This window comes from Microbacterium sp. AR7-10 (assembly GCF_001878835.1).
GTDB classification, from domain to species: Bacteria; Actinomycetota; Actinomycetes; order Actinomycetales; family Microbacteriaceae; genus Microbacterium; species Microbacterium commune.
On record NZ_MJIR01000057.1, the window covers coordinates 71,701 to 94,342 of the forward strand.

The 22,642-nt window shown below is 69.6% G+C and carries 23 protein-coding genes; 19 read left to right on the forward strand and 4 right to left on the reverse strand.

Annotation, left to right across the window (positions count from 1 at the left end; translation table 11 throughout):
• The first annotated feature begins 8 nt into the window (after window positions 1-8).
• The 5 genes from BFN01_RS07765 (at window position 9) to BFN01_RS07785 (ending at window position 5,848) form a co-directional block, all read left to right on the forward strand.
• Window positions 9-938, forward strand: coding sequence for a carbohydrate ABC transporter permease (locus BFN01_RS07765; RefSeq protein WP_256221078.1), 930 nt, complete (start codon window positions 9-11; stop codon window positions 936-938).
• Window positions 938-2,608: an amylo-alpha-1,6-glucosidase gene (locus tag BFN01_RS07770; RefSeq protein ID WP_071643302.1), complete on the forward strand. Its 1,671-nt coding sequence runs from the start codon at window positions 938-940 to the stop codon at window positions 2,606-2,608. The genes BFN01_RS07765 and BFN01_RS07770 overlap by 1 nt, the downstream gene beginning before the upstream one ends.
• Window positions 2,609-2,694: 86 nt before the next feature.
• Window positions 2,695-4,014, forward strand: a complete 1,320-nt coding sequence (locus BFN01_RS07775; protein ID WP_256221079.1) for an ABC transporter substrate-binding protein — start codon at window positions 2,695-2,697, stop codon at window positions 4,012-4,014.
• Window positions 4,014-4,958, forward strand: coding sequence for a carbohydrate ABC transporter permease (locus BFN01_RS07780; RefSeq protein ID WP_256221080.1), 945 nt, complete (start codon window positions 4,014-4,016; stop codon window positions 4,956-4,958). The genes BFN01_RS07775 and BFN01_RS07780 overlap by 1 nt, the downstream gene beginning before the upstream one ends.
• Window positions 4,955-5,848 carry a carbohydrate ABC transporter permease gene (locus BFN01_RS07785; RefSeq protein ID WP_083428712.1) on the forward strand — a complete coding sequence of 298 codons (894 nt, stop codon included), beginning with the start codon at window positions 4,955-4,957 and terminating at the stop codon, window positions 5,846-5,848. Before BFN01_RS07780 ends, BFN01_RS07785 begins: the two co-directional genes overlap by 4 nt.
• A gap of 87 nt (window positions 5,849-5,935) precedes the next feature.
• Here the strand turns inward: BFN01_RS07785 and BFN01_RS07790 are convergent, their stop codons facing one another.
• Entirely contained in the window at window positions 5,936-6,592 is a 657-nt protein-coding gene (locus tag BFN01_RS07790; RefSeq protein ID WP_071643304.1) for a GntR family transcriptional regulator, read from the reverse strand.
• 117 nt (window positions 6,593-6,709) lie between these two features.
• On the opposite strand from BFN01_RS07790, the gene BFN01_RS07795 reads away from it, so the two are divergent.
• The 11 genes from BFN01_RS07795 to BFN01_RS07845 all read left to right on the forward strand — a co-directional run bounded on the left by BFN01_RS07795 (window position 6,710) and on the right by BFN01_RS07845 (window position 19,306).
• Window positions 6,710-8,812, forward strand: a complete 2,103-nt coding sequence (locus BFN01_RS07795; protein ID WP_071643306.1) for a beta-galactosidase — start codon at window positions 6,710-6,712, stop codon at window positions 8,810-8,812.
• Complete coding sequence (gene gcvPA / locus BFN01_RS07800) at window positions 8,809-10,188, forward strand: aminomethyl-transferring glycine dehydrogenase subunit GcvPA (protein ID WP_071643308.1); 1,380 nt, start codon at window positions 8,809-8,811, stop codon at window positions 10,186-10,188. Before BFN01_RS07795 ends, gcvPA begins: the two co-directional genes overlap by 4 nt.
• Window positions 10,188-11,789: an aminomethyl-transferring glycine dehydrogenase subunit GcvPB gene (gene gcvPB / locus BFN01_RS07805; RefSeq protein WP_071643310.1), complete on the forward strand. Its 1,602-nt coding sequence runs from the start codon at window positions 10,188-10,190 to the stop codon at window positions 11,787-11,789. The genes gcvPA and gcvPB overlap by 1 nt, the downstream gene beginning before the upstream one ends.
• 4 nt (window positions 11,790-11,793) lie before the next feature.
• Window positions 11,794-12,933, forward strand: coding sequence for an ATP-NAD kinase family protein (locus BFN01_RS07810; protein WP_071643312.1), 1,140 nt, complete (start codon window positions 11,794-11,796; stop codon window positions 12,931-12,933).
• A 35-nt stretch (window positions 12,934-12,968) separates the two neighbouring features.
• Window positions 12,969-13,727, forward strand: coding sequence for an SDR family NAD(P)-dependent oxidoreductase (locus BFN01_RS07815; protein WP_071643314.1), 759 nt, complete (start codon window positions 12,969-12,971; stop codon window positions 13,725-13,727).
• Between the two features lie 122 nt (window positions 13,728-13,849).
• Window positions 13,850-14,878 (forward strand): iron-siderophore ABC transporter substrate-binding protein, encoded by a 1,029-nt coding sequence (locus BFN01_RS07820; RefSeq protein ID WP_071643316.1) that lies wholly within the window; start codon window positions 13,850-13,852, stop codon window positions 14,876-14,878.
• 28 nt (window positions 14,879-14,906) lie between these two features.
• A complete protein-coding gene (locus tag BFN01_RS07825) occupies window positions 14,907-15,956 on the forward strand; it encodes an iron ABC transporter permease (RefSeq protein ID WP_071643318.1) in 1,050 nt (349 codons plus the stop codon).
• A gap of 47 nt (window positions 15,957-16,003) precedes the next feature.
• Window positions 16,004-17,074 carry an iron chelate uptake ABC transporter family permease subunit gene (locus BFN01_RS07830; RefSeq protein ID WP_083428715.1) on the forward strand — a complete coding sequence of 357 codons (1,071 nt, stop codon included), beginning with the start codon at window positions 16,004-16,006 and terminating at the stop codon, window positions 17,072-17,074.
• Window positions 17,071-17,871 (forward strand): ABC transporter ATP-binding protein, encoded by an 801-nt coding sequence (locus BFN01_RS07835; RefSeq protein ID WP_071643320.1) that lies wholly within the window; start codon window positions 17,071-17,073, stop codon window positions 17,869-17,871. The genes BFN01_RS07830 and BFN01_RS07835 overlap by 4 nt, the downstream gene beginning before the upstream one ends.
• Complete coding sequence (locus BFN01_RS07840) at window positions 17,861-18,814, forward strand: siderophore-interacting protein (protein WP_071643322.1); 954 nt, start codon at window positions 17,861-17,863, stop codon at window positions 18,812-18,814. The genes BFN01_RS07835 and BFN01_RS07840 overlap by 11 nt, the downstream gene beginning before the upstream one ends.
• A gap of 60 nt (window positions 18,815-18,874) precedes the next feature.
• The gene (locus tag BFN01_RS07845; RefSeq protein ID WP_071643324.1) at window positions 18,875-19,306 is read left to right on the forward strand and encodes a DUF1761 domain-containing protein; all 432 of its coding nucleotides are present in this window, start codon (window positions 18,875-18,877) and stop codon (window positions 19,304-19,306) included.
• A 39-nt stretch (window positions 19,307-19,345) separates the two neighbouring features.
• Here BFN01_RS07845 and purQ read toward each other — a convergent pair whose 3' ends face one another.
• Both purQ and purS read right to left on the reverse strand, forming a co-directional pair.
• Complete coding sequence (purQ, locus tag BFN01_RS07850; RefSeq protein ID WP_071643326.1) at window positions 19,346-20,053, reverse strand: phosphoribosylformylglycinamidine synthase subunit PurQ; 708 nt, start codon at window positions 20,051-20,053, stop codon at window positions 19,346-19,348.
• Window positions 20,050-20,298, reverse strand: coding sequence for a phosphoribosylformylglycinamidine synthase subunit PurS (gene purS, locus BFN01_RS07855; RefSeq protein ID WP_071643328.1), 249 nt, complete (start codon window positions 20,296-20,298; stop codon window positions 20,050-20,052). The genes purQ and purS overlap by 4 nt, the downstream gene beginning before the upstream one ends.
• Window positions 20,299-20,429: 131 nt before the next feature.
• Here purS and BFN01_RS07860 point away from each other — a divergent pair, with 131 nt between their 5' ends.
• Window positions 20,430-20,906 carry a transporter substrate-binding domain-containing protein gene (locus BFN01_RS07860; protein WP_071643330.1) on the forward strand — a complete coding sequence of 159 codons (477 nt, stop codon included), beginning with the start codon at window positions 20,430-20,432 and terminating at the stop codon, window positions 20,904-20,906.
• Entirely contained in the window at window positions 20,903-21,898 is a 996-nt protein-coding gene (locus BFN01_RS07865) for a cation diffusion facilitator family transporter (RefSeq protein ID WP_071643332.1), read from the forward strand. The genes BFN01_RS07860 and BFN01_RS07865 overlap by 4 nt, the downstream gene beginning before the upstream one ends.
• A gap of 12 nt (window positions 21,899-21,910) precedes the next feature.
• Here the strand turns inward: BFN01_RS07865 and BFN01_RS07870 are convergent, their stop codons facing one another.
• A complete protein-coding gene (locus BFN01_RS07870; protein ID WP_071643334.1) occupies window positions 21,911-22,429 on the reverse strand; it encodes an adenine phosphoribosyltransferase in 519 nt (172 codons plus the stop codon).
• Window positions 22,430-22,503: 74 nt separating this feature from the next.
• On the opposite strand from BFN01_RS07870, the gene BFN01_RS07875 reads away from it, so the two are divergent.
• On the forward strand, window positions 22,504-22,642 hold a 139-nt coding region (locus tag BFN01_RS07875; protein WP_177243832.1), incomplete at its 3' end, for a family 1 glycosylhydrolase.

Here is a 22,642-nt window from a genome sequence, read left to right on the forward strand (position 1 = left end):
GCGGCATCATGACACCCCCGCTGACCGAGGGCCGCCAGAGCCCGACCACCGACTCGACAGTCGCGATCGTCGCCCCCGGCACGAAGCGACGCCGGCCGGGCGGAGCCGCGAGACGTCGCACCGGGCCGGTGCTGCTGCACATCGTGCTGATCCTCGCCGGCATCTCGATGGTCTTCCCGTTCATCTGGATGCTGCTGACCTCGCTCAAGACGCTGCCGCAGCTGCTGCAGAACCCGCTCGAGTTCCTCCCGAACCCGTGGACGGTCGACAACTACAGCGAGGCGTGGAACGCGGTGCCGTTCGGGCAGGCGTACCTGAACAGCCTCTACATCACGGTGCTCGTCGTCGCCGGCACGCTGGTCACGGCCTCGATGGCCGGCTACGCGTTCGCGCGCATCCGTTTCAAAGGCAGCAAGGTGCTGTTCATCGTCTTCCTCGCGACGCAGATGATCCCCGCGCAGGTGACGCTGATCCCGTTCTACCTGCTCATGTCCAACCTCGGCTGGGTCGACTCGCATCTCGCGCTGATCGTGCCGGGCATGATCGCCAACCCGTTCGCCGTGTTCCTCATGCGGCAGTTCGTGCTCTCGCTGCCGAAGGAGCTCGAGGAGGCCGCGCTGGTCGACGGCGCGGGACGGCTGCGCACGTTCTTCAGCATCGTGCTGCCGAACCTGCGTCCTGGGCTCGCCGCGCTCGCGATCATCACCGCGCTCGGCGTGTGGAACGCCTTCCTGTTCCCTCTCGTGCTGCTGAACTCGCCTGATCTGTTCACCGTGCCCTTGCTGCTCACCTCGTTTCAGGGGCAGCACGGCTCCATCAACTACGGGCTGGTGATGGCCGCCTCGGCGATCGCCACCGTGCCGATGCTGATCGTGTTCGTCATCGGGCAGCGGAAGATCCTCAACAGCATGGCGGCCTCGGGCCTCGGAGGACGGTGATGATCGACGCCGTGACGACCGACGCCGTGACGCTCTCGAGTCTCGCCGGAAGGCATCTCGACCTCGTCTCCGCGCCCTTCACCCTGCCGCGCTCCCGTGTGCTCGTGTTCCGCGCCGACGACGGGGGAGTGCGGGTGCACACCTCGGAGTACGAGAAGCGGCTCAGCGACTGCCGGGTGCTGGACGCCGTGCGGGTGACGGATGCCGCGGGTCGAGTGCTTCCCGTCGCAGACGTGCAGCCGCACCGGATCGCTTTCGGTGTGCACACCGACGCGCCTGCCGCGTCGCTCACCTTCGACGGCCCCGGTGCGCTGAGCATCGGGGGCGCCGAGGGCGCGCAGATGGTGCTCGTCCATCCCGACGGGCGGCAGGAGCGCCACGAGCTCTCGGCCACGGGCATCCGGATCCGCATCGGCGCCGACCGCACCGTGGTGGTCGAGACCGGCCACCACGCCGCAGCGCTCGACGCGTGCGAGCGGCAGTGGCTGGACTGGTTCGCGAGATGCCCTCGGGTGCGCGACGATCTGCAGCCGATGACCGCCTTCTGCTGGTGGGTGCTCGGGGCGAACATTGTCGAACTTCCGGCGCTGGGAGACGCGCGAGCGGTCGTGCCGTCGAAGATCGGCTACGTCGGGCTGTGGCAGTGGGATGCGTACTTCATCGCCGTGGGACTGCGCCATGGCGCCCCCGAGCTCGCCCGCGAACAGCTCGACATCGCCTTCCGGTTCCCGTGCGACGACGGCCAGCTGCCCGATGTGGTGCACGAGCAGGGCATCCTCGCCAGCAGCGACGATCTGCCCGAGAGCGACCGCGCGACCCTGCGTCGCGCGGGTTCGCAGATCGCCGACCCGTCGAAACCGGTGCCGCTGACCAAGCCGCCGCTTGCGGCATGGGCGCTGCGCAAGGTGCTCGATGTGCAGGACGACCCGGCGTGGGCGCGCGAGCAGCTCGGCCGGGTGATCCGATCGCAGGACTGGTGGTTCGCGAGCTCCGATCTCGACGGCGACGGGATGCCCGAGTACGGGCATCCGTACTCGTCGGGCCTCGATGACAGCCCGATCTTCGACGGGCCGATCCCCACAGCGGCTCCCGATCTCGGCGCGTATCTCGTCTGCCAGGACCGCGAGATCGCCGCCCTGCTCGACAGGTACGAGCCGGATGCCGAGACAGAGCGCTTCCTCGCCCGCGCGGAGCGCACGCAGACGCTGCTCGACGGGATGTGGGACGACGAGGCGGGACGCTTCCTCGCGCGCGGCGCGGGAGAGGACATCCGCTCCGACACCGTCGTGGGCCTGATGCCGCTGCGCACCGGTTCCCTGCCGGACGATGTCCGCGACGCGCTGCGCGCGGCGATCGACGACCCCGCGCGGTTCGCGCTCGAGTGGGGCATGCCGACCGTGGCCGCCTCCGACCCGGACTTCTCGCCCGAGCGCATGTGGCGCGGACCGATCTGGATCAACACCAGCGCGCTCGTGGCCGAAGGTCTCGAAGCCTCGGGATACCCCGAGCGGGCTCGGGAGCTGCGCGAGCAGACCGTGCGCCTCGTCGTGCACGGCGGCGGACCGCACGAGTACTACAACCCGCGCACCGGGCTGAAGGCCGAGCGCGCGACGACCGCATTCGGCTGGTCGGCGGCGCTGTTCATCGACCTCGCCGTCGCGCTCAGCTGAAGTCCTCCCAGGGCCTCACAGCGAGTGGTGTTATCGTCACCATGCGCGTACTGTATTCAATATCCAATAGACGTGACGAGGAGGTCATGATGAAACGACGCGGCATGCTGGCGGTCGCACTCACCGCGACGGCGGCGATCGCCCTGACGGGATGCGCATTCGGAGGCGGAGCCCCCGCATCCGACGGTGCGGATCTCAGGAACGACGCCGCGGCCTCCGGAGAGATCACCATCTGGTCGTGGGATGTGGCCGCGACCGCACTCAAGCGCCTCGGCGCCGACTACGAGAAGAAGCACGACGGCGTGACGATCAACGTCGTCGACATCGGCTACGACAACGCCTACGACAAAATCTCCGTCGGCCTGCAGGCCGGCACCGGCCTGCCCGACATCATCACCCTCGAGACCGACAAGAACCAGAGCTATCTGAGTCAGTTCCCCAAGGGATTCACCGACCTGAGCCCCGTGTTCGGCGATGCGAAGGACGACTTCGACCCGTTCAAGTGGGACACGGGAACCGATGCCGACGGCAAACTGCGGGTGGCCCCGTGGGACTCCGGCACCGTCGGCCTGTTCTACCGCACCGACTACTTCGATGCGGCCGGCATCGACCCGGCATCCATCGCCACCTGGGACGACCTCGTGACCGCCGGCGAGACGATCAAGGCGAAGACCGGCAAGACGCTGCTCACCGCCGACCTGTCGGACGGCGGGCCCTTCTTCATGATGCAGCAGCAGCAGGGTCAGGGCCTGTTCGACGAGAACGGCGACATCACCGTGAACAGCCCCGAGGCCGTGCAGACCCTCACCCTGCTGCAATCCATGCAGCAGAAGGGTCTGATCAAGAACGCCAAGGGCTGGGACGCGAGCGTCACCAGTGCCAAGGACGGCGACTCCGCCGTCACCCCCGAGGCGGTCTGGTGGATCGGCACCCTCGAGGGTGAGGCCCCCGAGCTCTCGGGCACGTACGGCGTGCGCGATCTCCCCGTCTTCGAGAAGGGAGGCGCGGCGACGTCGAACAACGGCGGCTCCGGGCTCGCCATCCCCACGCAGGCGAAGAACCCGCAGCTCGCCGCCGACTTCATGGAGTTCGTGCTCGCCGACGCCGACAACCAGTCGAGCATGATGCAGCAGGAGGGCCTGTTCCCGTCATACCTGCCGGCGCTGGAGTCGGACTACTTCCAGAAGCCCAGCGAGTACTTCGGCGGCGAGAAGGTCTTCCAGATCTTCGGCGAGCTGACGAAGCAGATCCCCTCGATCACCTTCACCTCCGATCAGTCGGTGGCGGCCGACGCCGTCTCGAACGCCGTGGCGGCGGCGGTGCTCAACGGCGAGGACCCGAAGAAGGTGCTCGACGACGCCGCATCGCAGATCGCCAACTCGACAGGCCGGAAGATCGCGGGCTGATGGCTGTGCTCAGTCCCACCCGGGGTGACGCCGCGACGCGGCGCACCCCGGGGGATGCCCGGGCGCCGAGTCCCGGGCGCCGCTTCGGTGCGCGCATGCAGCGGCCCGGGCTGTGGTTCGTGCTGCCTGCCGCCGCGCTGCTGGTCGTCTTCTTCGCCTATCCGCTCGCGGTGTCGCTCATGCAGAGCTTCTTCCGCACCGAGGGCGGCGTCTCGACGTTCGTCGGCATCGACCAGTACACCCGGATGCTGCGCGACCCGCTCGTCGCGAAGAGCCTCGGCAACGCGCTGCTGATCCTCGTCGTGCAGGTGCCGCTCATGATCGCCCTCGCGGTCGGCCTGGCGTACCTGCTCAATCAGTCGTGGCTGCGCTTCCGCTCCGGCTTCCGGCTCATCACCTTCCTCCCCGCGATCACCACGCTCGTCGCCTACTCGGTGGTGTTCCGGGTGATCATGACGACCGACGGCGGTCTGCTGAACCAGGCGCTCAGCCTGTTCGGCGTGGGGCCGATCGACTGGTTGAACAACGAGTTCTGGGCCCGCGTCGCGGTGATCGCCTCGATCACCTGGCGCTGGACCGGCTACAACATGGTCATCATCCTCGCCGGCCTCCAGGCCATCCCGCCCGAGCTGTACGAAGCCGCCCGCATCGACGGCGCCGGGCGCTGGCAGACCTTCTGGCACGTCGTCGTCCCGCAGCTGCGCCCGGTGCTGATCTTCACCAGCGTCACCTCCACCATCGGCGCACTCCAGCTGTTCGACGAGAACTTCATCCTCACCGGCGGCGGGCCGAACAACGCCACGCTCACACCGGTGCTGTACCTGTACAAGATCGGCTTCCAGCAGTTCGACTTCGGCTACGCCAGCGCGATCGCCTGGATGCTCGTCCTCCTCACCGCGATCATCGCGATCGTGCAGTTCCGCATCATGAGGGAGAAGCCGTGACCACTCAGCTGATCCCGACCGGAAAGGCCCGGCGCACGGGCGTCCCAGAGCGGCGCGGAGAGCCGCTCGTGCGCAGACTGGTGCTCCGCGCGCCGGTGTACGTGCTGCTGGTCTTCGCCGGCATCCTGGCGCTCGTGCCGTTCCTGTGGATGGTCATCGCTTCCACGCACCGGACATCCGACCTGTTCGTCACGCCCCTGCCGCTGCTGCCTGGCGGGGAGTTCTGGCAGAACCTGGGCAGGCTGCAGGAGAGCATCGGCTTCGGGCAGGTGATGCTCAACAGCGTGCTCGTGGCGGTGATCTACACTGCGTTCAGCGTCGTGGTCAGCGTGATGTGCGGCTACGGTCTCGCCACGTACCGGTTCCGCGGGCGCGGGGTGCTGCTGGGCGCGATCCTGGTGACGATGATGATCCCGATGCAGGTGCTGCTGGTGCCCCTGTTCCAGATGATGGCGAGCCTCGGCTGGATCGACAGCTATCAGGCGCTGATCGTGCCCTTCCTCGCCAACGCGTTCGGCATCTTCCTCATGCGCCAAGGATTCCTCGACTTCCCGGTCACCCTCATCGAGGCGGCGCGCATCGACGGGGCGTCCGAGCTGCGCACCTTCTACCGGATCGTGATCCCGGTGGCGAGGCCGCAGATCGCGGCGCTGATCATCTACACGTTCATCAGCCAGTGGAACTCGTTCATCTGGCCGTTGCTCATGCTGAACACCGAGGCCAATTACACGATCCCCGTGGCGCTGAACACCATGATCGGGCTCAGTCGGGTCGACTACTCCGGGCTGATGCTCGGCTCGCTGCTCGCCACGCTGCCGCTGTTCATCCTGTTCCTGGTGTTCCAGAAGCAGTTCGTCGCGGGGCTTCTCGGTGGTGCGGTCAAGGGCTGACGCCCGGCTCCGCCCCCGCCCCCGAACCACTCCTCGCTCCCGTATGAGTTCGTNNGAACTCATACGGGAGCGAAAGGCGGGAAGCGGTCAGGCGGTGAAGTAGGCGCTGGACGCGTTGTCGAGGATGCGGCGCATGCCCTGCATCCAGTTGACCTTCAGCGCCTCCACGGCCGCGGGCACATCACCGTCGGCCAGCGCACGTGCGATTGCCGCATGCTCAGCGGCGACGCGCTCGACCTTGACGTCCTCGGCCACGAGCAGCGACTCGTACCGGTGGAACGAGCCGCGCACGCTCTCGATGACGTCGAGCAGGCGCTTGTTGGGGCACACCGAGAGCATGAGCGCGTGCCATTCGTCATCGCGGCTGATCACGAGCTTGTGCTCGACCAGTTCGTCGCTGAACGCGTCTGCCAGTTCGACCAGGCGTGCCCCGACCGCCTTCAGCTCGTCGACGGGAGACAGCTCGAGGGCCAGGCTCTCGAGCGCGGCCATGACGGGAGCGAGGTCTTCGAACTCGCCCGCGCTGAGGGGTACGAACCGGAAGCCCTTGCCGTTCTCGCTGGTGATCTGCCCTTCGGACTCGAGGGCGATCAACGCCTCGCGCAGCGGTGTGCGGCTCACGCCGAGCTCGGCGGCGAGCTGCACCTCGTTGATGCTCTCCCCGGGCTTCGCCAGCCCGGTGCGCATGCGTTCGAGCAGTTCGCCGCGCACCTGCGAGCGGAGGTTCTTTCTTTCGATCGCCATGTGGTTGCCTCCCGAGCGTCAGCCTAGGGCTTGACCGGTTCCCGGATTCGCCATAGTGTGTTGTATACAGAATACATTGAACAATGTGTTTCGTCCATATCTCAGTGAGGAGCCTTCGTGACCGAGCACCGCGACGATGAGCGCATCCGGGAGGTCCGGATCGACGCTCTCGCCTACGGCGGCGACTACAACCCCGACCAGTGGTTGGAGGAGACCTGGCACGAGGACATCCGCCTCATGAAGGAGGCCGGCGTCACGATGGTGAGCCTGCCGATCTTCAGCTGGCCGCAGCTCGAGCCGGAGCCGGGCGTGTATGACTGGGCCTGGCTCGACCGCATCCTCGACCTGCTGCACGAGGCCGGCATCCGCATCGACCTCGCCACCGCGACCGCCACCCCACCGTCATGGCTGCTGCGCGAGCACCCCGAGATGGCCCCCTGGGACTCGGAGGGGCACCGGCTCGAGTTCGGCTCGCGGCAGACCTACTGCCCGTCGTCACCGATCTGGCGTGAGAACGTCGCGCGCATGGCCCGCGCGATGGCCGAGCGCTACGGCGATCATCCGGGCCTTGCGATGTGGCACATCTCGAACGAGTACGGCGATCACATCTCGCGCTGCTGGTGTCCCGAGTCGGCCCGACACTTCCGCCGCTGGCTGCAGGATCGCTACGGCGACCTCGACGGCCTCAACGAGGCGTGGGGCGTGAACGTGTGGGGTCAGCGATACACCTCATGGGATCACATCGAGACGCCCAAGAAGGCGCCCGGCCCGATCAACCCCACGAAGCTGCTCGACTTCGAGCGGTTCTCGTCGGATGCGATGCTCGAGCTCTTCCAGGTCGAGATCGACGTGCTGCGCGAGGTCACGCCTGACATCGCAGTCACCACGAACTTCATGAGCATGTTCCGCGACCTCGACTACTGGGACTTCGCCGCCGTCGAGGACGTCGTCACCGACGACGCCTACCCCGAGCCCGCCGATCCGACCTCGCACGTCGGCGCCGCACTGAACTACGGACTGATGCGGTCGCTGAAGGGCGGCCGGCCCTGGCTCCTGCTGGAGTCGTCGGCCAGCGCGACCAGCTGGCGCGACATCAACGTGCCGAAGGTGCCGGGCAGGATCCGGGTCGAGAGCCTGCAGGCCGTCGCACACGGCTCAGACGCGGTGATGTTCTTCCAGTGGCGTCAGGCCAAGTACGGGCAGGAGAAGTTCCACTCGTCGATGCTCGGCCACCGCGGCGAGAAGTCCCGCAGCTACCGGGAGACCAAGGCGCTCGGTCTCGAACTCAGGAAACTCGAGGCGGTGCGCGGCACTCGGGTGCGCTCCAGCGTGGCGCTCGTCGTCGACTGGGACTCCTGGTGGGGGTCGAGCGCCATCGAGTCGCTGCCCTCGCAGCGCCTGCAGTGGGCCCAGCAGGCTCGCGCCTGGCACCGCGCCTTGCACACGCTCGGCCACCCCGTCGATACCGTCCGCGCCACGGGTCCGTTCGAGAAGTACGACGTCGTAGTGGTGCCCAACCTCTACATCGCCGAGCAGCCGCAGGCCGACGCGCTGCGCGCGTTCGTCCAGCGGGGCGGACACCTGATCGTCGGACCGTTCTCGGGTGTGGTCGATGCCACCGAGAAGGTGCACGACGGCGGCGCCCCCGGGCCGCTGCGCGAGCTTCTCGGCATCGAGGTCGACGAGCAGTGGCCGATCGCCGACGGTCTCGTCGAGCGCATCGCCTACGGATCGGCCGATCCGGGCGCCGGCGCCATCGACGTGCCCAGCTGGGCGGAATGGATCGAGACGGATGCCGATGTCGAGGTCCGCGGTCGCTACGCGTCCGGCGTGGTCGACGGCCTGCCCGCCGTCACCCGTCGCAGCAGCGGTTCGGGCTCCGCGAGCTACCTGAGCGCCATGCTCACTCCGGACGGCATGCTGACCGTGTTCGCCGATCTTCTGCGCGCGGCAGGCCTCCCCGTCCGCGAGCAGACCGAGGTGAACGCCGAGGCGGTCACCCGCTCAAACGATGACACCGATTACACGTTCCTGCTCAATCACGGCGCAGAGCCCCTGGCGTTCGAGGTGCCGGCACCCGGAGTCGACCTGCTCACCGGTGGCCATGTCTCCGGCGTCGTCGAGCTCGACGGCTACGGCGTCGCTGTGGTCGCCGCTCCCCGTGCGACCGAGATCCCGTTCATCACACTGACCACACCCACTGCGAAGGAGCAGGCATGACGCATCCGTTCGTGCATCCGTACATCCCCAACACCGCGCCCGAGTCGCGCGCCGCGATGCTCGCCGCCGTCGGCGCCGCAACCGTCGACGAGTTCTACGCCGACGTCCCCGAGTCGCTGCGTCTGGGCCGTCCGCTCGAGCTGCCTGAGCCGTTCGTCGCCGAGCAGGACCTCGCCCGTCACGTGCGCGGCCTGCTCGCGAAGAACCGCTCGACGCAGGAGCGCCTCAGCTTCCTCGGCGCGGGCACCTACAACCACTACGTGCCCGCGGTCGTCGACGAGGTCATCAATCGCAGCGAGTTCCTCACCGCCTACGCGGGCGAGCCGTACGAGGACCACGGCCGGTTCCAGGCGCTGTTCCAGTACCAGTCGCTGATGGCCGAGCTGCTCGAGATGGACGTCGTGAACGTGCCGACCTACGACGGCTACCAGGCAGCCGCCACCGGGCTCGCCATGTCGGGCCGCATCACCGGCCGCTCGCGCGTGCTCGTCGGCAGCGACGTGCTGCCCGCCAAGCTCGCGAAGGTGGCCGACTACGTGCGGGCGCACCTCACCCTTGAGCACATTCCGACCGTGAACGGCACCGCCGACGTCGCCGCGATCACCGCGGCGCTGGGCGACGACGTCGCCGCCGTGTGGATCGAGACCCCGAGCGCGACGGGAGCCGTCGAGGCGGCCCTGCAGCAGATCGCCGACGCCGCACACGATGCCGGCGCCGTGCTCGTCGTCGGCACCGACCCGATCGGCTACGGCGTGCTCACCCCGCCGGCGCTGCACGGCGCCGACATCGTCACCGGAGACATCCAGTCGCTCGGCCTGCACCAGTGGTTCGGCGGCGCGCACGGCGGGTTCATCGCCGTGCACGACGACACGCGCTTCGTGATGGAGATGCCCTCGCGGCTGTTCGGGCTCGAATCCACCGACGTGCCTGGCGAGTACGGCTTCGGCGACGTGGCGTACGACCGCACCTCCTTCGCGCACCGCGAAGAGGGCAAGGAGTGGGTGGGCACGGCCGCCGCCCTGTGGGGCATCGCCGCCGGCGTGTACCTCGCCCTGATGGGGCCCGAGGGCATGGCCGAGCTCGGTGAGACGCTGCTCGCCCGCACCCGCTATGCGCAGCAGGCGCTCGCGGCGATCGAGGGCGTCACCCTCGACGACCAGGCCGTGCACCTGCGCGAGTTCACCGTAACCCTGCCCATGGCCGCATCCGATGTCGTCACGGCGCTGCGCGCGCAGGGCATCGAGCCCGGCGTCGTCGTGGGCGAACACCGCCTGCTCGTGTGCGTCACCGAGGTGACCACGCAGTCCGACATCGACACCCTGGCCGCGGCGCTCGCCGCCGTCACCGCACCCGCCTTCGCAGAGGAGCAGAACTGATGGCCCTCCCCGTCGCACCCAAGCCCGCACTGCGCCGCTTCCAGCAGGCCCGCTGGGACGAGCCGATCATCTTCGAGCTGTCCACCCCCGGTGAACGCGGCGTGCTCGTCTCGCAGGTCGAGCCGGGCATCCGCGAAGCCGTCGGCGACGTCGTCGCCGACCTGCCCGCCTCGCTGCGCCGCCTGGCGAAGGCCAAGCTGCCCGAGATGGGCCAGATGCGCGTGCTCAAGCACTACCTGCGCCTGTCGCAGGAGAACCTCGGCGCCGACTTCAACGTCGACATCGGCCAGGGCACCTGCACCATGAAGTACGCGCCGAAGATCAACGACCAGCTGGCCGGCTCCCCGCAGGTCACCGCCTTGCACCCGCACCAGGACCCCGCCGACGCGCAGGGCGTGCTCGAGATCCTCTGGCAGCTCGAGCGGATGCTCGCCGAGATCTCCGGCATGGACGAGGTCTCGCTGCACACGCAGGGCGGCTCTGCCGCGATCTGGTCGAACATCGCGATGATCCGCGCCTACCACGAGGCGAACGGCGAGGCCGAGCAGCGTCGCGAGGTCATCACGACCATCTTCAGCCACCCGTCGAACGCCGCCGCAGCCAAGGCGGCCGGCTACGAGGTCATCACGGTGTACCCCGACGCCGACGGCTACCCCTCTCTCGATGCGCTGAAGGCCGCGCTCTCGCCGCGCACCGCCGCGATCATGGTCACCAATCCCGAGGACACCGGCATCTACAACCCGGCGATCCGGGAGTGGGTCGACGCCGCGCACGCGGTGGGCGCCCTCGCCTCGTACGACCAGGCGAACGCCAACGGCATCCTCGGCATCACCCGCGCCCGCGACGCGGGCTTCGACGTGTGCCACTTCAACCTGCACAAGACGTTCGGCACCCCGCACGGTTGCGGCGGGCCCGGCTCGGGTGCCAACGCGGTGAGCGCCGCGCTCGCTCCGTTCCTTCCCGGCCCCCGCGTCGTGCGCGACGACGACGGCACGTTCGCCGTCGCTGAGGCCGGACCGCAGTCGATCGGCGCGGTCGGCCCGTTCTTCGGCGTGATCCCCGCGCTCGTCAAGGCGTACTCGTGGATCATGGCGCTCGGCGCCCCCGGTCTGCTGGCGGCCGCCGAGACCGCGGTGCTGAACAACAACTACCTCATGTCGAAGGTGCTCGCGATCCCGGGCGCCTCGGCGCCGTACGCCACCGGCCGTCGCCGGATCGAGCAGGTGCGCTACTCGTGGGAGGAGCTGTACCAGGAGACCGGCATCTCGTCGGAGGAGATCGGCATCCGGATGTCGGACTTCGGCATGCACTACTGGACCAGTCACCACCCGTACGTCGTGCCGCAGCCGTTCACCCTCGAGCCGACCGAGTCGTACTCGATGGCCGAGCTCGACGAGTACGCCGACGCGCTGGCCGAGGTGGCCCGCGAGGCGCGCGAGACGCCGGAGGTGGTGCGCACGGCCCCGCACAACCAGACCGTGCACCACACCCACCACGATGCGCTGGACGACCCCGAGCGCTGGGCGGTCACGTGGCGTGCGTACGAGCGCAAGTACCCGATGACCGAGTCGGGGCACCGCGTCGCCGCAGCCGGAGCATGATCCGGTGATCGGACTGGTCGTCAACCCTGTCGCCGGAGTCGGCGGGCCCGCGGGCCTCGCTGGCTCCGACGGCGCGGAGGTGCAGCGCCTCGCGGTCTCGCGCGGCGCCCACTCGCGCGCCCAGGCGCGCGCGACCATCGCTCTGCGGGTGCTCGCCGCCCGGCATCCGGCTCTCGTGATCGCCACCACGTGCGGCGCGATGGGCGCGGATGCCGTGCGCGCCGCCGGCCTGGAGGCGTGGGTCGTATACGACCCGGCATCCGCGGTGCAGTCCACGACCACGGCATCCGACACCTCGGCCGCCGTCGCCGCGCTCGCCGAGGCCGGGGCGACGCTGATCCTCGTCGCCGGTGGCGACGGCACGCTGCGTGATGCCGCGGCGGGACTGGCGGGTACGGCGCCGCAGCCTGCAGTCCTGGGCATCCCGTCGGGCGTGAAGATGTACTCCCCGGTTTTCGCGGTCAGCCCCCGGGCAGCCGGCTCGCTCGCGGCCGACTGGGTCGATGGCGGCCTGCCCCTCACCGACCGCGAGGTGCTCGACATCGACGAGGCGGCGATGCGCCGCGCGCGCGTCGACCCGCAGCTGTTCGGGATGCTGCGCGTTCCGTTCCGCGTCGGCCGCACGCAGGCGCGCAAGGCCGCGACCCCGGCATCCGAAGCGGCAGCTGTCGCGTACGCCGCCCGCGGAGCTGTCTCGCGGATGCGGCCGGGCGTGCGTTACCTTCTCGGCCCGGGCGGCACCACCGCCGAGATCGCCAGGCAGCTCGGCATCGAGAAGTCGCCGCTGGGAGTGGACGTTCTCCTCGACGGTCGGCAGCTGCTGCGATCGGCGAGCGAGGAGCAGCTTCTCGACGAGATCGGCCGGGGGCCGGCGCAGGCCGTCGTCACCGTGATCGGCGGGCAGGGCTTCCTGCTCGGCCGCGGGAACCAGCAGCTCTCGGCAGCGGTGATCAGCGCCCTCGGCGACGACCCGCTCATGGTCGTCGCCCCCGAGCAGAAGCTCATCGACCTGAGCGGCCGCGCGCTGATCGTCGAGACCGGCGATCCCGCCGTCGACGAGCGGTTGTCCGGCCACATCCGCATCATCACGGGCACCGCGACGACCAGCCTGTACCCTGTCGCCGCACCCGACCTCGTCCCCTGACCCCCGTCCCACACCCGCAATCATTAAGGAAACCCATGCGTCTCGAGAACAAGAACGCCATCGTCACCGGCGGAGCTGGCGGCATCGGCCGCGCCACCTCGCTCGCCTTCGCCGCCGAAGGCGCCTCGGTCGCCGTCGTGGACCTCAACGCCCAGGCCGCCGAGGCCGTGGCGCAGGAGATCCGCGCGGCAGGCGGAACGGCTGTCGCCATCGCTGCCGACGTCTCGAACGAGGATGACATCGTCCGAGTCGTGGAGACGGCGAAGGAGTCGTTCGACGGCATCGATGTCGTGTTCAACAACGCCGGCATCATCCGCCGCACCACGGCCGTCGAGACCACCGTCGAGGAGTGGGATCGCGTGTTCGGCGTGAACGTGCGCGCCATCTTCCTGATGTGCAAGCACGTCGTGCCGATCATGAAGGCGAACGGCGGCGGCTCGATCGTCAACACCGGCTCCGGATGGGGCCTGAAGGGCGGCGGTCAGGCGATCTCGTACTGCGCGTCGAAGGGCGCGGTGGTGAACATGACCCGTGCGCTGGCCATCGACCATGGTCCCGACGGCATCCGGGTCAACTCCGTCAACCCGGGCGACGTGGACACGGGGATGCTGCGCGACGAGGCTCGCCAGCTGGGACAGGACCAGACCGGATTCCTGGCCGAGGCGGCCGAGCGCCCGTTGAACCGCATGGGGCAGCCGAGTGAGATCGCGGCGGCTGTCGTGTGGCTCGCGAGCGATGAGGCGTCGTACGTGACCGGGGCGGCGCTGGTCGTCGACGGTGGCGGCATCGCCTGATCCGCTGATCAGCTGCTGAGCGATCCTTCGGTTGGTAAGGCTGGCCTAACCCGTGTTACGTTAGGCGAGCCTTACCGAACCCGGCGCGTCCTGCGTCGGTCACCGAATCCGAAGGAACGCCCGTGCGATCTTCCCGTCTCCTCGCCCTCGCCGCCGCAGCAGCCCTTGCCGTCGGTCTCGCCGGCTGCGCCTCCGCAGCCGATGACAGCTCCGATGACTCGAACGCCTCCACCGGTTCGTCCGGCGAGTCGTTCCCCGTCACCGTCGAGCACGCCTTCGGCGAGACCGTGATCGACGCCAAGCCCGAGCGGGTCGCCACCGTCGCCTGGGCGAACCACGAGGTGCCCCTGGCGCTCGGCATCGTCCCGGTCGGCATGAGCAAGGCCACCTGGGGAGACGACGACAACGACGGCATCCTGCCCTGGGTCGAGGAGAAGCTCGACGAGCTCGGCGGCGAGCCGCCGGTGCTGTTCGACGAGACCGACGGGATCGACTACGAGGCCGTCGCCGACACCGCCCCCGACGTGATCCTCGCCGCGTACTCCGGGCTCACGCAGGAGGAGTACGACACGCTGTCGAAGATCGCTCCCGTCGTCGCCTACCCCGAGGTCGCGTGGGGCACCTCGGTCGAGGACATGATCGAGATGAACTCCGAGGCGCTCGGCCTCGAGAAGGAGGGCGACGCCCTCATCGAGCAGCTCGACGCCGACGCAGAGGCCGCGCTCGCCCAGCATCCGGAGCTGAAAGACGCGAAGGTGCTGTTCGGCTACTTCGACATGAGCGACCTGTCGAAGATCGGCTACTACACCGCCGCCGACACCCGCCCCGGCTACCTCCACGAGCTCGGCCTGCCGCTGCCGGGGATCGTCGAGGAGAGCGCCGACAGCGACCAGTTCTACCTCGAGATCTCCGCTGAGGAAGCGCAGCGGTTCGACGACGTCGACCTGTTCGTCACCTACGGCGACGAGTCCACCGTGGCGACCCTGCAGGCCGACCCGCTGCTGTCGAAGATCCCCGCAATCGCCGAGGGACGCATCGCGATCCTGCCCGACGCGACGCCGATCGCCGCATCCGCCAACCCGTCGCCGCTGTCGATCCCGTGGGGCCTGAACGATTACTTCGACATCCTCGCCGCGCCGCTGGCGAAGTAAACCCTTTCCGCCTGCGGGGACCCCGTTCGTGACCTCCACCACCACCGCCGCACCAGCACCAGCCGCCGCGCACCTGCGCCGGCCGGCGCTGGCGCGCGCGTCGTGGCTGATGGCTGGCGTCGTAGCGCTGATCGTGCTCAGCATCCTGTCGATCTCGTTCGGCGTGCGGGCGGTGACGATCGACGACCTGCTCACCGCGCTGTCGGGGCAGAACGAGACGATCGAGCAGGCCGCGATCATCAAGCGGATGCCGCGCACGGCGCTGGCCCTGCTCGTCGGTGCCGCGCTCGCCATGGCGGGCGCGGCCATGCAGGCCGTCACTCGCAACCCGATCGCCGAACCCGGCATCCTCGGCGTCTCCAACGGCGCCTCCCTCGCCGTGGTCGTCGGCATCGCCTCGTTCGGGCTGAGCGACCCGTTCGGGCAGATGGCCTTCGCGATCTCGGGCGCCGCGGTGGCGGCGGTCTTCGTGTACGCGGTCGGCTCGCTGGGCCGTGGCGGTGCCACCCCGCTCAAGCTCGCCCTCGCGGGTGCGGCGACCTCGGCCGCCTTCGCCTCGCTGATCAGCGCGATCATGCTGCCGCGGGTCGATCTGCTGCAGACGTTCCAGTCGTGGCAGGTGGGCGGCGTCGGCGGTGCGGAATGGCCGCGCATCGCGGTCACCGCGCCCGTGCTGGCGCTCGGCGCCCTCATCTGCCTGCTGAGCGCACGCGGGATGAACTCGCTCGCGCTCGGCGACGATATGGCCAGGGGCCTGGGCGAGAACGTCGCCCGCACGCGGATGCTCGCCGCGCTCGGCGCCGTGATCCTCGCCGGCGCCGCCACCGCGATCGCCGGCCCGATCGGTTTCGTCGGTCTGGTCGTGCCGCACGTGTGCCGGATGCTGATCGGCACCGACCATCGCTGGCTGATGCCGTTCTCGGCGATGGCGGGAGCGGTGCTGCTGACCGCGAGCGACGTCATCGGCCGGGTGATCGCCCCGTCCGGGGAGGAGATCCAGGTCGGCATCATCACGGCGATCGTCGGTGCGCCCTTCTTCATCTGGATCGTGCGCAGGCAGAAGGTGCGCGAGCTGTGAGCACACGCGAGCGCACGGCAGGCGCACATGCCCCGATAGAGACCAGCATCCCGACCGCGCACACGCTCGAGCGGCCGGCCGACACCGGCGCGCAGCGCGTCGTGCGCGTCATCGCCGGCCGCCGCGCGCGCCACCGTCGCCACGCCCTCGCCACGATCCTGCTGGGCGCTCTGGTGTGCGTGCTCTTCGCTGTCGCGCTCATGGTCGGCGACCGGTTCTACAGCCCCGATCAGATCGTGCGGGTCGTGCTCGGCGAATCGGTGCCGGGGGCCTCGTTCACGGTGGGCGAGCTGCGGCTGCCCCGGGCCGTGCTGGCGGTGCTGACCGGGCTCGGCTTCGGGATGGCCGGCGTGACGTTCCAGACGCTGCTGCGCAATCCGCTCGCCTCGCCCGACATCATCGGCATCTCGCACGGCGCCGGTGCCGCAGCGGTGATCGGCATCATCGTGCTCTCACTCGACGGCCCGGCGGTGTCGCTGCTCGCACTCGGCGGCGCGCTCGCCACGGCCGCGCTGATCTACGCCCTCTCGATCAGAGGCGGCTTCGCGGGCACCCGACTGATCCTCATCGGCATCGGGGTCGCCGCGGTGCTGCAGAGCGTGATCTCGTACCTTCTCTCGCGGGCTGCGAGCTGGGACATCCAGACCGCCATGCAGTGGCTCAGCGGCAGCCTCAACAACGCCTCGTGGGAGCGCGTGCTGCCGATGGCGATCGCCGCCGTGATCGTGATGCCGCTGATGCTGTCGCAGGGGCGTTCGCTCGCCGCCATGCAGCTGGGCGACGACTCCGCCGCCGGCCTCGGGGTGCGGGTCAACGCGACGCGCATGCTGTTCATCCTCGGGGCGGTCGCGCTGCTCGCCTTCGCTACCGCCGCCGCCGGCCCCATCGCCTTCGCCGCGTTCATGGCCGGGCCGATCGCCGCGCGCATCACCGGCCCCGGCGCGAACCTGCTGCTGCCCAGCGCCTTCGTCGGCGCGGCGCTCGTGCTCGGCAGCGACCTGCTCGCCCAGTTCGCCCTCGGCGCCCGCTATCCGGTCGGAGTCGTCACCGGCGTGCTCGGCGCGCCCTTCCTCATCTACCTGCTGATCCGCACCAACCGCTCGGGAGGCTCCCTGTGACCGCGGCGCACACTCTCGCGGCCGAATCCGTCACGCTCGCGTACGGCGACCGCACGGTGATCGAGGGGCTCGATCTGTCGATCGCGCCCGGCCGGATCACCTCGATCGTCGGGGCGAACGGATGCGGCAAGTCGACGCTGCTGCGGGCGCTGGCGCGCCTGCTCAGCCCCGCCGGGGGCCAGATCGTGCTCGACGGCGCATCCGTGCACGCCCGCCCGTCGAAAGAGGTCGCCCGCGTTCTCGGGCTGCTGCCGCAGTCGCCCGTCGCGCCCGAGGGGATCGCAGTGGCCGACCTCGTGGGTCGGGGGCGACACCCGCATCAGCGGATGCTCGCGCGCTGGAGCGCACAGGACTACGCGGTCGTCGCCGATGCGCTCGACGCGACCGGCATCAGCGAACTCGCCGATCGCAGCGTGGACGAGCTCTCCGGCGGTCAACGGCAGCGGGTGTGGATCGCGATGGCGCTCGCGCAGCAGACCGACATCCTGCTGCTCGACGAGCCGACCACGTTCCTCGACGTCGCCCACCAGGTCGAGGTGCTCGATCTGCTCACCGACCTGAGCGGCTCGCGCGGCACCACCATCGTGATGGTGCTGCACGACCTCAACCTCGCCGCCCGGTACAGCGACGAGCTGGTGGCCATGAAAGACGGCCGGGTGCACGCCGTCGGCGCCCCGGAAGAGATCGTCACCGCAGAACTCGTCCAGGAGGTCTTCGGCCTCGCCAATCAGATCACCGTTGACCCCGTCTCGGGCAAACCGATGGTCACGCCCATCGGGAGGCATCATGTCCGCTGACACCACCACGAAGACCCGGCCCACCTACCTGCTGGCGCTCGCCGAGGTGCGCGCCGTCGAGCGCGTCTCGCCGAACTTCGTGCGGATCACCTTCGGCGGGGACGACCTCGACGAGCTCGGCACCCCCGGCGACACGTTCGACTCGCGCATCAAGCTGATCTTCCCGCCCCGACCGGATGCCGTGCCGCCGATCGACCGTGACGGCGATGACTGGTGGGGATCGTACCTGGCCGTGCCGGAGACCGAGAGAGGCTCGATGCGCACCTACTCGGTGCGCGAACTCACCGTGACGGATGCGGGCACCGAGATCGTCATCGACTTCGTGCTGCACCTGAGCCCCGGCCTCACCGGGCCGGCCTCGCGGTGGGCGGCCGACGCACGCGTGGGGCAGCCGATCTTCATCGTCGGCCCGCGCCGCGGGATGTCGGCCCGCGAGCACGGCGGCGCGGAGTTCGCGCCCGGCGAAGCGCGCTCGGTGCTGCTGGCCGGCGACGAGACGGCGGCGCCGGCGATCGCGCGCATCCTCGAGGACGCCCCGCGCGACCTGCGGGGCACCGCGTTCATCGAGGTGCCCGAGCCGGCCGATGTGCTCGAGATCGCCGCACCCGCAGGCGTGGAGATCACCTGGCTGCCGCGCACCGACGGCGATGCGCACGGATCGGCGCTGATCCCGGCGGTGCTCAGCCATCTCGGCGACGCGCACACGCACGTCGACGTGCGCGATGTCGACACCGAGGACCTTCTCTGGGAGACCCCGGCCTACTCCAGCCTCGGCGAGCAGATCGCCGCGACCCACGCGCCCGCCGACCGGTACTTCTGGATCGCCGGCGAGAGCGGCGTGGTGACCACGCTGCGTCGTCACCTCGTCAAGGACATCGGCGTCGATCGTGCGCAGGTGGCGTTCATGGGGTACTGGCGCCACGGTGTCGCCATGCGCGGCTGAACGACCTCGAACGCCACGGCACCCGGGAGTAGTCTGAGCGCATCCGATGGAGGAGGCGTCATGACGGTTCCCGAGATCAACTACTGGGCGGTGCTGGTCGCGACCGCGTCGAGCATGGTGGTGGGCGCCGTCTGGTACGCCCGCGGCGTGATGGGCGAGCGGTGGGCGCGGCTCGCCGGGGTCGACCTCGAGCATCCCTCCCGCCGCCCGCTGTGGCCGATGATCACCACGGTGCTGGTCGGTTTCATCACCGCGTGGGTGCTCGCCGGCGCCGCCACGATCGCCTGGCATTTCTACGAGGGCTCGTACTTCTGGGCCTCGCTGGTCACCGCGGTCACCCTGTGGGCGGGGTTCACCGCGGCGCGCTTCATCACGCACGACGCGTTCGAGGGGCGCTCGACCCGGCTGACCACCGTCAACATCGGTCACGAGCTCGTGACGGTGCTCGTGATGGCCGTGATCATCGGCGTCTGGCCGCCGGCAGGCCTCTGACGGCCGCGGAGCGGATGCAGCGACGCGGATGCGTCGCGGCTACGCCGCGATGCGCGCGACCGCGGCGATGGCGCTCTCGAAGAAGCCCAGACCGTCGACGCCCGAGCGCATGGCGGCACGGGTGTCGGGGCCGAAGCCCGCCTCGGTGGCGTGCTCGGGGTGCGGCATGAGGCCGACCACGTTGCCGCGGTCGTTGGTGATGCCGGCGATGTCGCGCAGCGACCCGTTGGGGTTGACCCCGGCGTAGCGGAACGCCACGAGTCCCTCGCCCTCGAGGCGGTCGAGGGTCTCGTCGGCGGCGATGTAGCCGCCCTCGCCGTTCTTGAGCGGGATGACGATCTCCTGGTTCTTCGCGAACGTGTTCGTCCAGGCGGTGTCGTTGTTCTCCACCGTCAGGCGCTGGTCGCGACGCACGAAGTGCTGGTGATCGTTGCGGATGAGGCCGCCGGGCAGCAGGTGCGCCTCGACGAGCATCTGGAAGCCGTTGCAGATGCCGAGAACCGGCATCCCCTTCTCGGCTGCGGCCCTGACCTCGGCCATGATCGGCGACAGGGCCGCGATCGCCCCCGAGCGCAGGTAGTCGCCGTAGCTGAATCCGCCGGGCAGCACGAGAGCGTCGACGCCCTCGAGATCGTGCGAACCGTGCCACAGGGCGACGGGCTCAGCGCCGGCGATGCGCACCGCGCGCTGCGCGTCGCGGTCGTCGAGCGAGCCGGGGAAGGTGATGACGCCGATGCGCACGCTCACTGCGCGACCCCGACTCCCACGACATCCTCGATGACGGAGTTCGACAGCACGTCCTCGGCCAGGCGCCGAGCCTCGGCGAGCACGTCGTCGGTGACCTCACCATCGACCGTGAGCTCGAAGCGCTTTCCGATGCGGACCTGGCTGAAGCTATCGACGCCCAGGCGGGCGAAGGCGCCGGAGACGGCCTTCCCCTGCGGGTCGAGCAGTTCGGCCTTGGGCATGACGTCGACGACGATGGTGGGCATACCCCCGATTCTAGGCGATGCGATCGGTGCTCATGCAGCGTGCGTCCGCTCGGCGATACGCGGCCGTCGCGTCTGTCAAGGGGTGAGGGGAGGGGTGGTCGCCGTTCAGCTGCCTCGCTAGTGTCGGCGCCATGAGAAGACGGCGAGTGACAGGCGCGGGGGCGCTCGTGCTGCTGGTCGCGTTGACCGGCTGCGGGATGCGGATGCCCGCCGATCCGCACGGCAGTCTCGAGCGGATCGAGGGCGGCACTCTGCGCGCCGGAGCGACCGAGCAGCCGCCCTGGGTCGACGTGCACGACGGCGGAGAGCCGACCGGGTCGGAACCGGAGCTGGTGCAGGAGTTCGCCGAGCAGCTGGATGCGCGGGTGGAGTGGACCACCGGCAGCGAGGCCGACCTGCTCACGGCGCTGGAGCGCGGCGAACTGGACCTCGTGGTCGGAGGGTTCCTCGATGACACACCCTGGACGGATCGCGGCGCGGTGACGCGACCGTACACCGAGCGCGAGACCGAGGAGGGGCCGCAGAAGCACGTGATGATCGTGCGGATGGGCGAGAACGCCCTGCTCACAGAGCTCGAGACCTTCCTGCACGAGGAGGCCGGCTCATGACGACGCGATTCGGCCGGACCGAGCTTCCCGAACGGCAGGAGAAAGCGCTGCGCAGGGCGATCCGCTTCGAGTGGTACACCCTGCTCTTCCTCGCCGTGGCCATCACGATGGTGTACCTGGTGATGGGCAGTTCCCAAGCGATGAAGGCGGCCTGGATCGAGGATCTGCTCTCACTCGCCCCGCCGATCGCCTTCCTCGTCGCGGTGCGCATCGTCAACCGGCCGCCCAGCGGCCGCTACCCGTACGGCTATCACCGTGCGGTCGGCGTCGCCCACCTCGTGGCGGCCGTGGCGCTGATGGCAATGGGGGCATTCCTCATCATCGACTCGCTGACCGGTCTGATCGGCGGCGAGCATCCGCCCATCGGCACCGTCGTGCTGTTCGGGCAGCCGATCTGGCTGGGATGGCTGATGGTCATCGTGATGGCGCTCACCATCCCGCTTCCGATCTACTTCGGTCGGGTGAAGATGCGCCTCGCGAAAGAGCTGCACGACAAGGTGCTCTACGCCGACGCCGACATGAACAAGGCCGACTGGCAGACCGCCGTCGGATCGATCGTCGGCGTGCTCGGCATCGGCATCGGATGGTGGTGGACGGATGCCGTGGCGGCGCTGCTCATCGCCGGCAGCATCCTGTGGGACGGAGTGCGCAACATGCGCGCCGCGATCACCGACCTGATGGACGCCGCCGCGACGACGTTCGACGACGACAGGGTGCACCCCCTGACCGGCGAGATCGACGAGCTGCTGCGTTCGCTGCCGTGGGCGCAGGAGGTGGGATCGCGCGTGCGCGACCAGGGCCACGTGCTGCACGTGGAGTCGTTCGTCGTGCCGCGCAGAGGACGCACGCCGAAGCTCGCCGACCTGATCGCCGCTCGCGAGGCGTGCATCGACCTGGACTGGAAGGTGCAGGACATCGTGATCGTGCCGATCGACGAGCTGCCCGAGGAGGTCGGCGGGCGCCGGGAGCGCCAGTCGGAGCGGAACGAGTGAGAGGGTGCCCGCTCAGGCCGAGTGGAAGACGGTGTGCAGATCGCCGATCGCCTCGCGGCCGCCGAGTCCGTCGATCTCGAACAGCACGCTGATGCCGGCGACGTGATAGCCGAGCCGCTCGACGATCTGGCGTCCGGCGGCGAGGGTGCCGCCGGTGGCGAGCACGTCGTCGATCAGCAGCACGCGCGTGCCCGTCGGAAGGTCGTCGTGCATCTCGACCGTGGCCGTGCCGTACTCGAGGGCGTAGTCGACGGCCGCTGCGGGCCGCGGCAGCTTGCCCGCCTTGCGGATCGGGGCGAACCCGACGCCGGCGGCGATCGCGGCGGCTCCGGCGAGGATGAAGCCCCGGGCCTCGATCCCCGCGACGATGTCGAAGCTGCCGGCGAAGGGCTCGATGAGCGCCGCGGTCGTGGCGCGCAGCGCCCTGGCATCCGCCAGCAGCGGCATGATGTCGCGGAACAGGATGCCCGGTTGCGGGTAGTCGGGGATCGAAGCGATCAGGGACTCGGCGCGCGCCAGTTCGGGACTCACCTGCCAAGGTTACCGAACGGCTCGGCGGCACGCCCATGGGAGCGCTCCCAGCAAGTCATGGCATCATTGTCACCATGACCCGAACCTTTCCCGACGGCTTCCTCTTCGGCGCGGCCACCGCGGCCTATCAGATCGAGGGCGCGGCCTTCGAAGACGGCCGCACGGCGTCGATCTGGGATGCCTTCGCGCGCGTGCCCGGAGCCGTCGTCGGCG

Bases quoted from the DNA above. Each gene is read 5' to 3' on its own strand.
- BFN01_RS07765 (WP_256221078.1), top strand. From the start codon at position 9: ATGACACCCCCGCTGACCGAGGGCCGCCAGAGCCCGACCACCGACTCG.
- BFN01_RS07770 (WP_071643302.1), top strand. From the start codon at position 938: ATGATCGACGCCGTGACGACCGACGCCGTGACGCTCTCGAGTCTCGCC.
- BFN01_RS07775 (WP_256221079.1), top strand. From the start codon at position 2,695: ATGATGAAACGACGCGGCATGCTGGCGGTCGCACTCACCGCGACGGCG.
- BFN01_RS07780 (WP_256221080.1), top strand. From the start codon at position 4,014: ATGGCTGTGCTCAGTCCCACCCGGGGTGACGCCGCGACGCGGCGCACC.
- BFN01_RS07790 (WP_071643304.1), bottom strand. From the start codon at position 6,592: ATGGCGATCGAAAGAAAGAACCTCCGCTCGCAGGTGCGCGGCGAACTG.
- gcvPA (WP_071643308.1), top strand. From the start codon at position 8,809: ATGACGCATCCGTTCGTGCATCCGTACATCCCCAACACCGCGCCCGAG.
- gcvPB (WP_071643310.1), top strand. From the start codon at position 10,188: ATGGCCCTCCCCGTCGCACCCAAGCCCGCACTGCGCCGCTTCCAGCAG.
- BFN01_RS07815 (WP_071643314.1), top strand. From the start codon at position 12,969: ATGCGTCTCGAGAACAAGAACGCCATCGTCACCGGCGGAGCTGGCGGC.
- BFN01_RS07840 (WP_071643322.1), top strand. From the start codon at position 17,861: ATGTCCGCTGACACCACCACGAAGACCCGGCCCACCTACCTGCTGGCG.
- BFN01_RS07845 (WP_071643324.1), top strand. From the start codon at position 18,875: ATGACGGTTCCCGAGATCAACTACTGGGCGGTGCTGGTCGCGACCGCG.
- purS (WP_071643328.1), bottom strand. From the start codon at position 20,298: ATGCCCACCATCGTCGTCGACGTCATGCCCAAGGCCGAACTGCTCGAC.
- BFN01_RS07860 (WP_071643330.1), top strand. From the start codon at position 20,430: ATGAGAAGACGGCGAGTGACAGGCGCGGGGGCGCTCGTGCTGCTGGTC.
- BFN01_RS07865 (WP_071643332.1), top strand. From the start codon at position 20,903: ATGACGACGCGATTCGGCCGGACCGAGCTTCCCGAACGGCAGGAGAAA.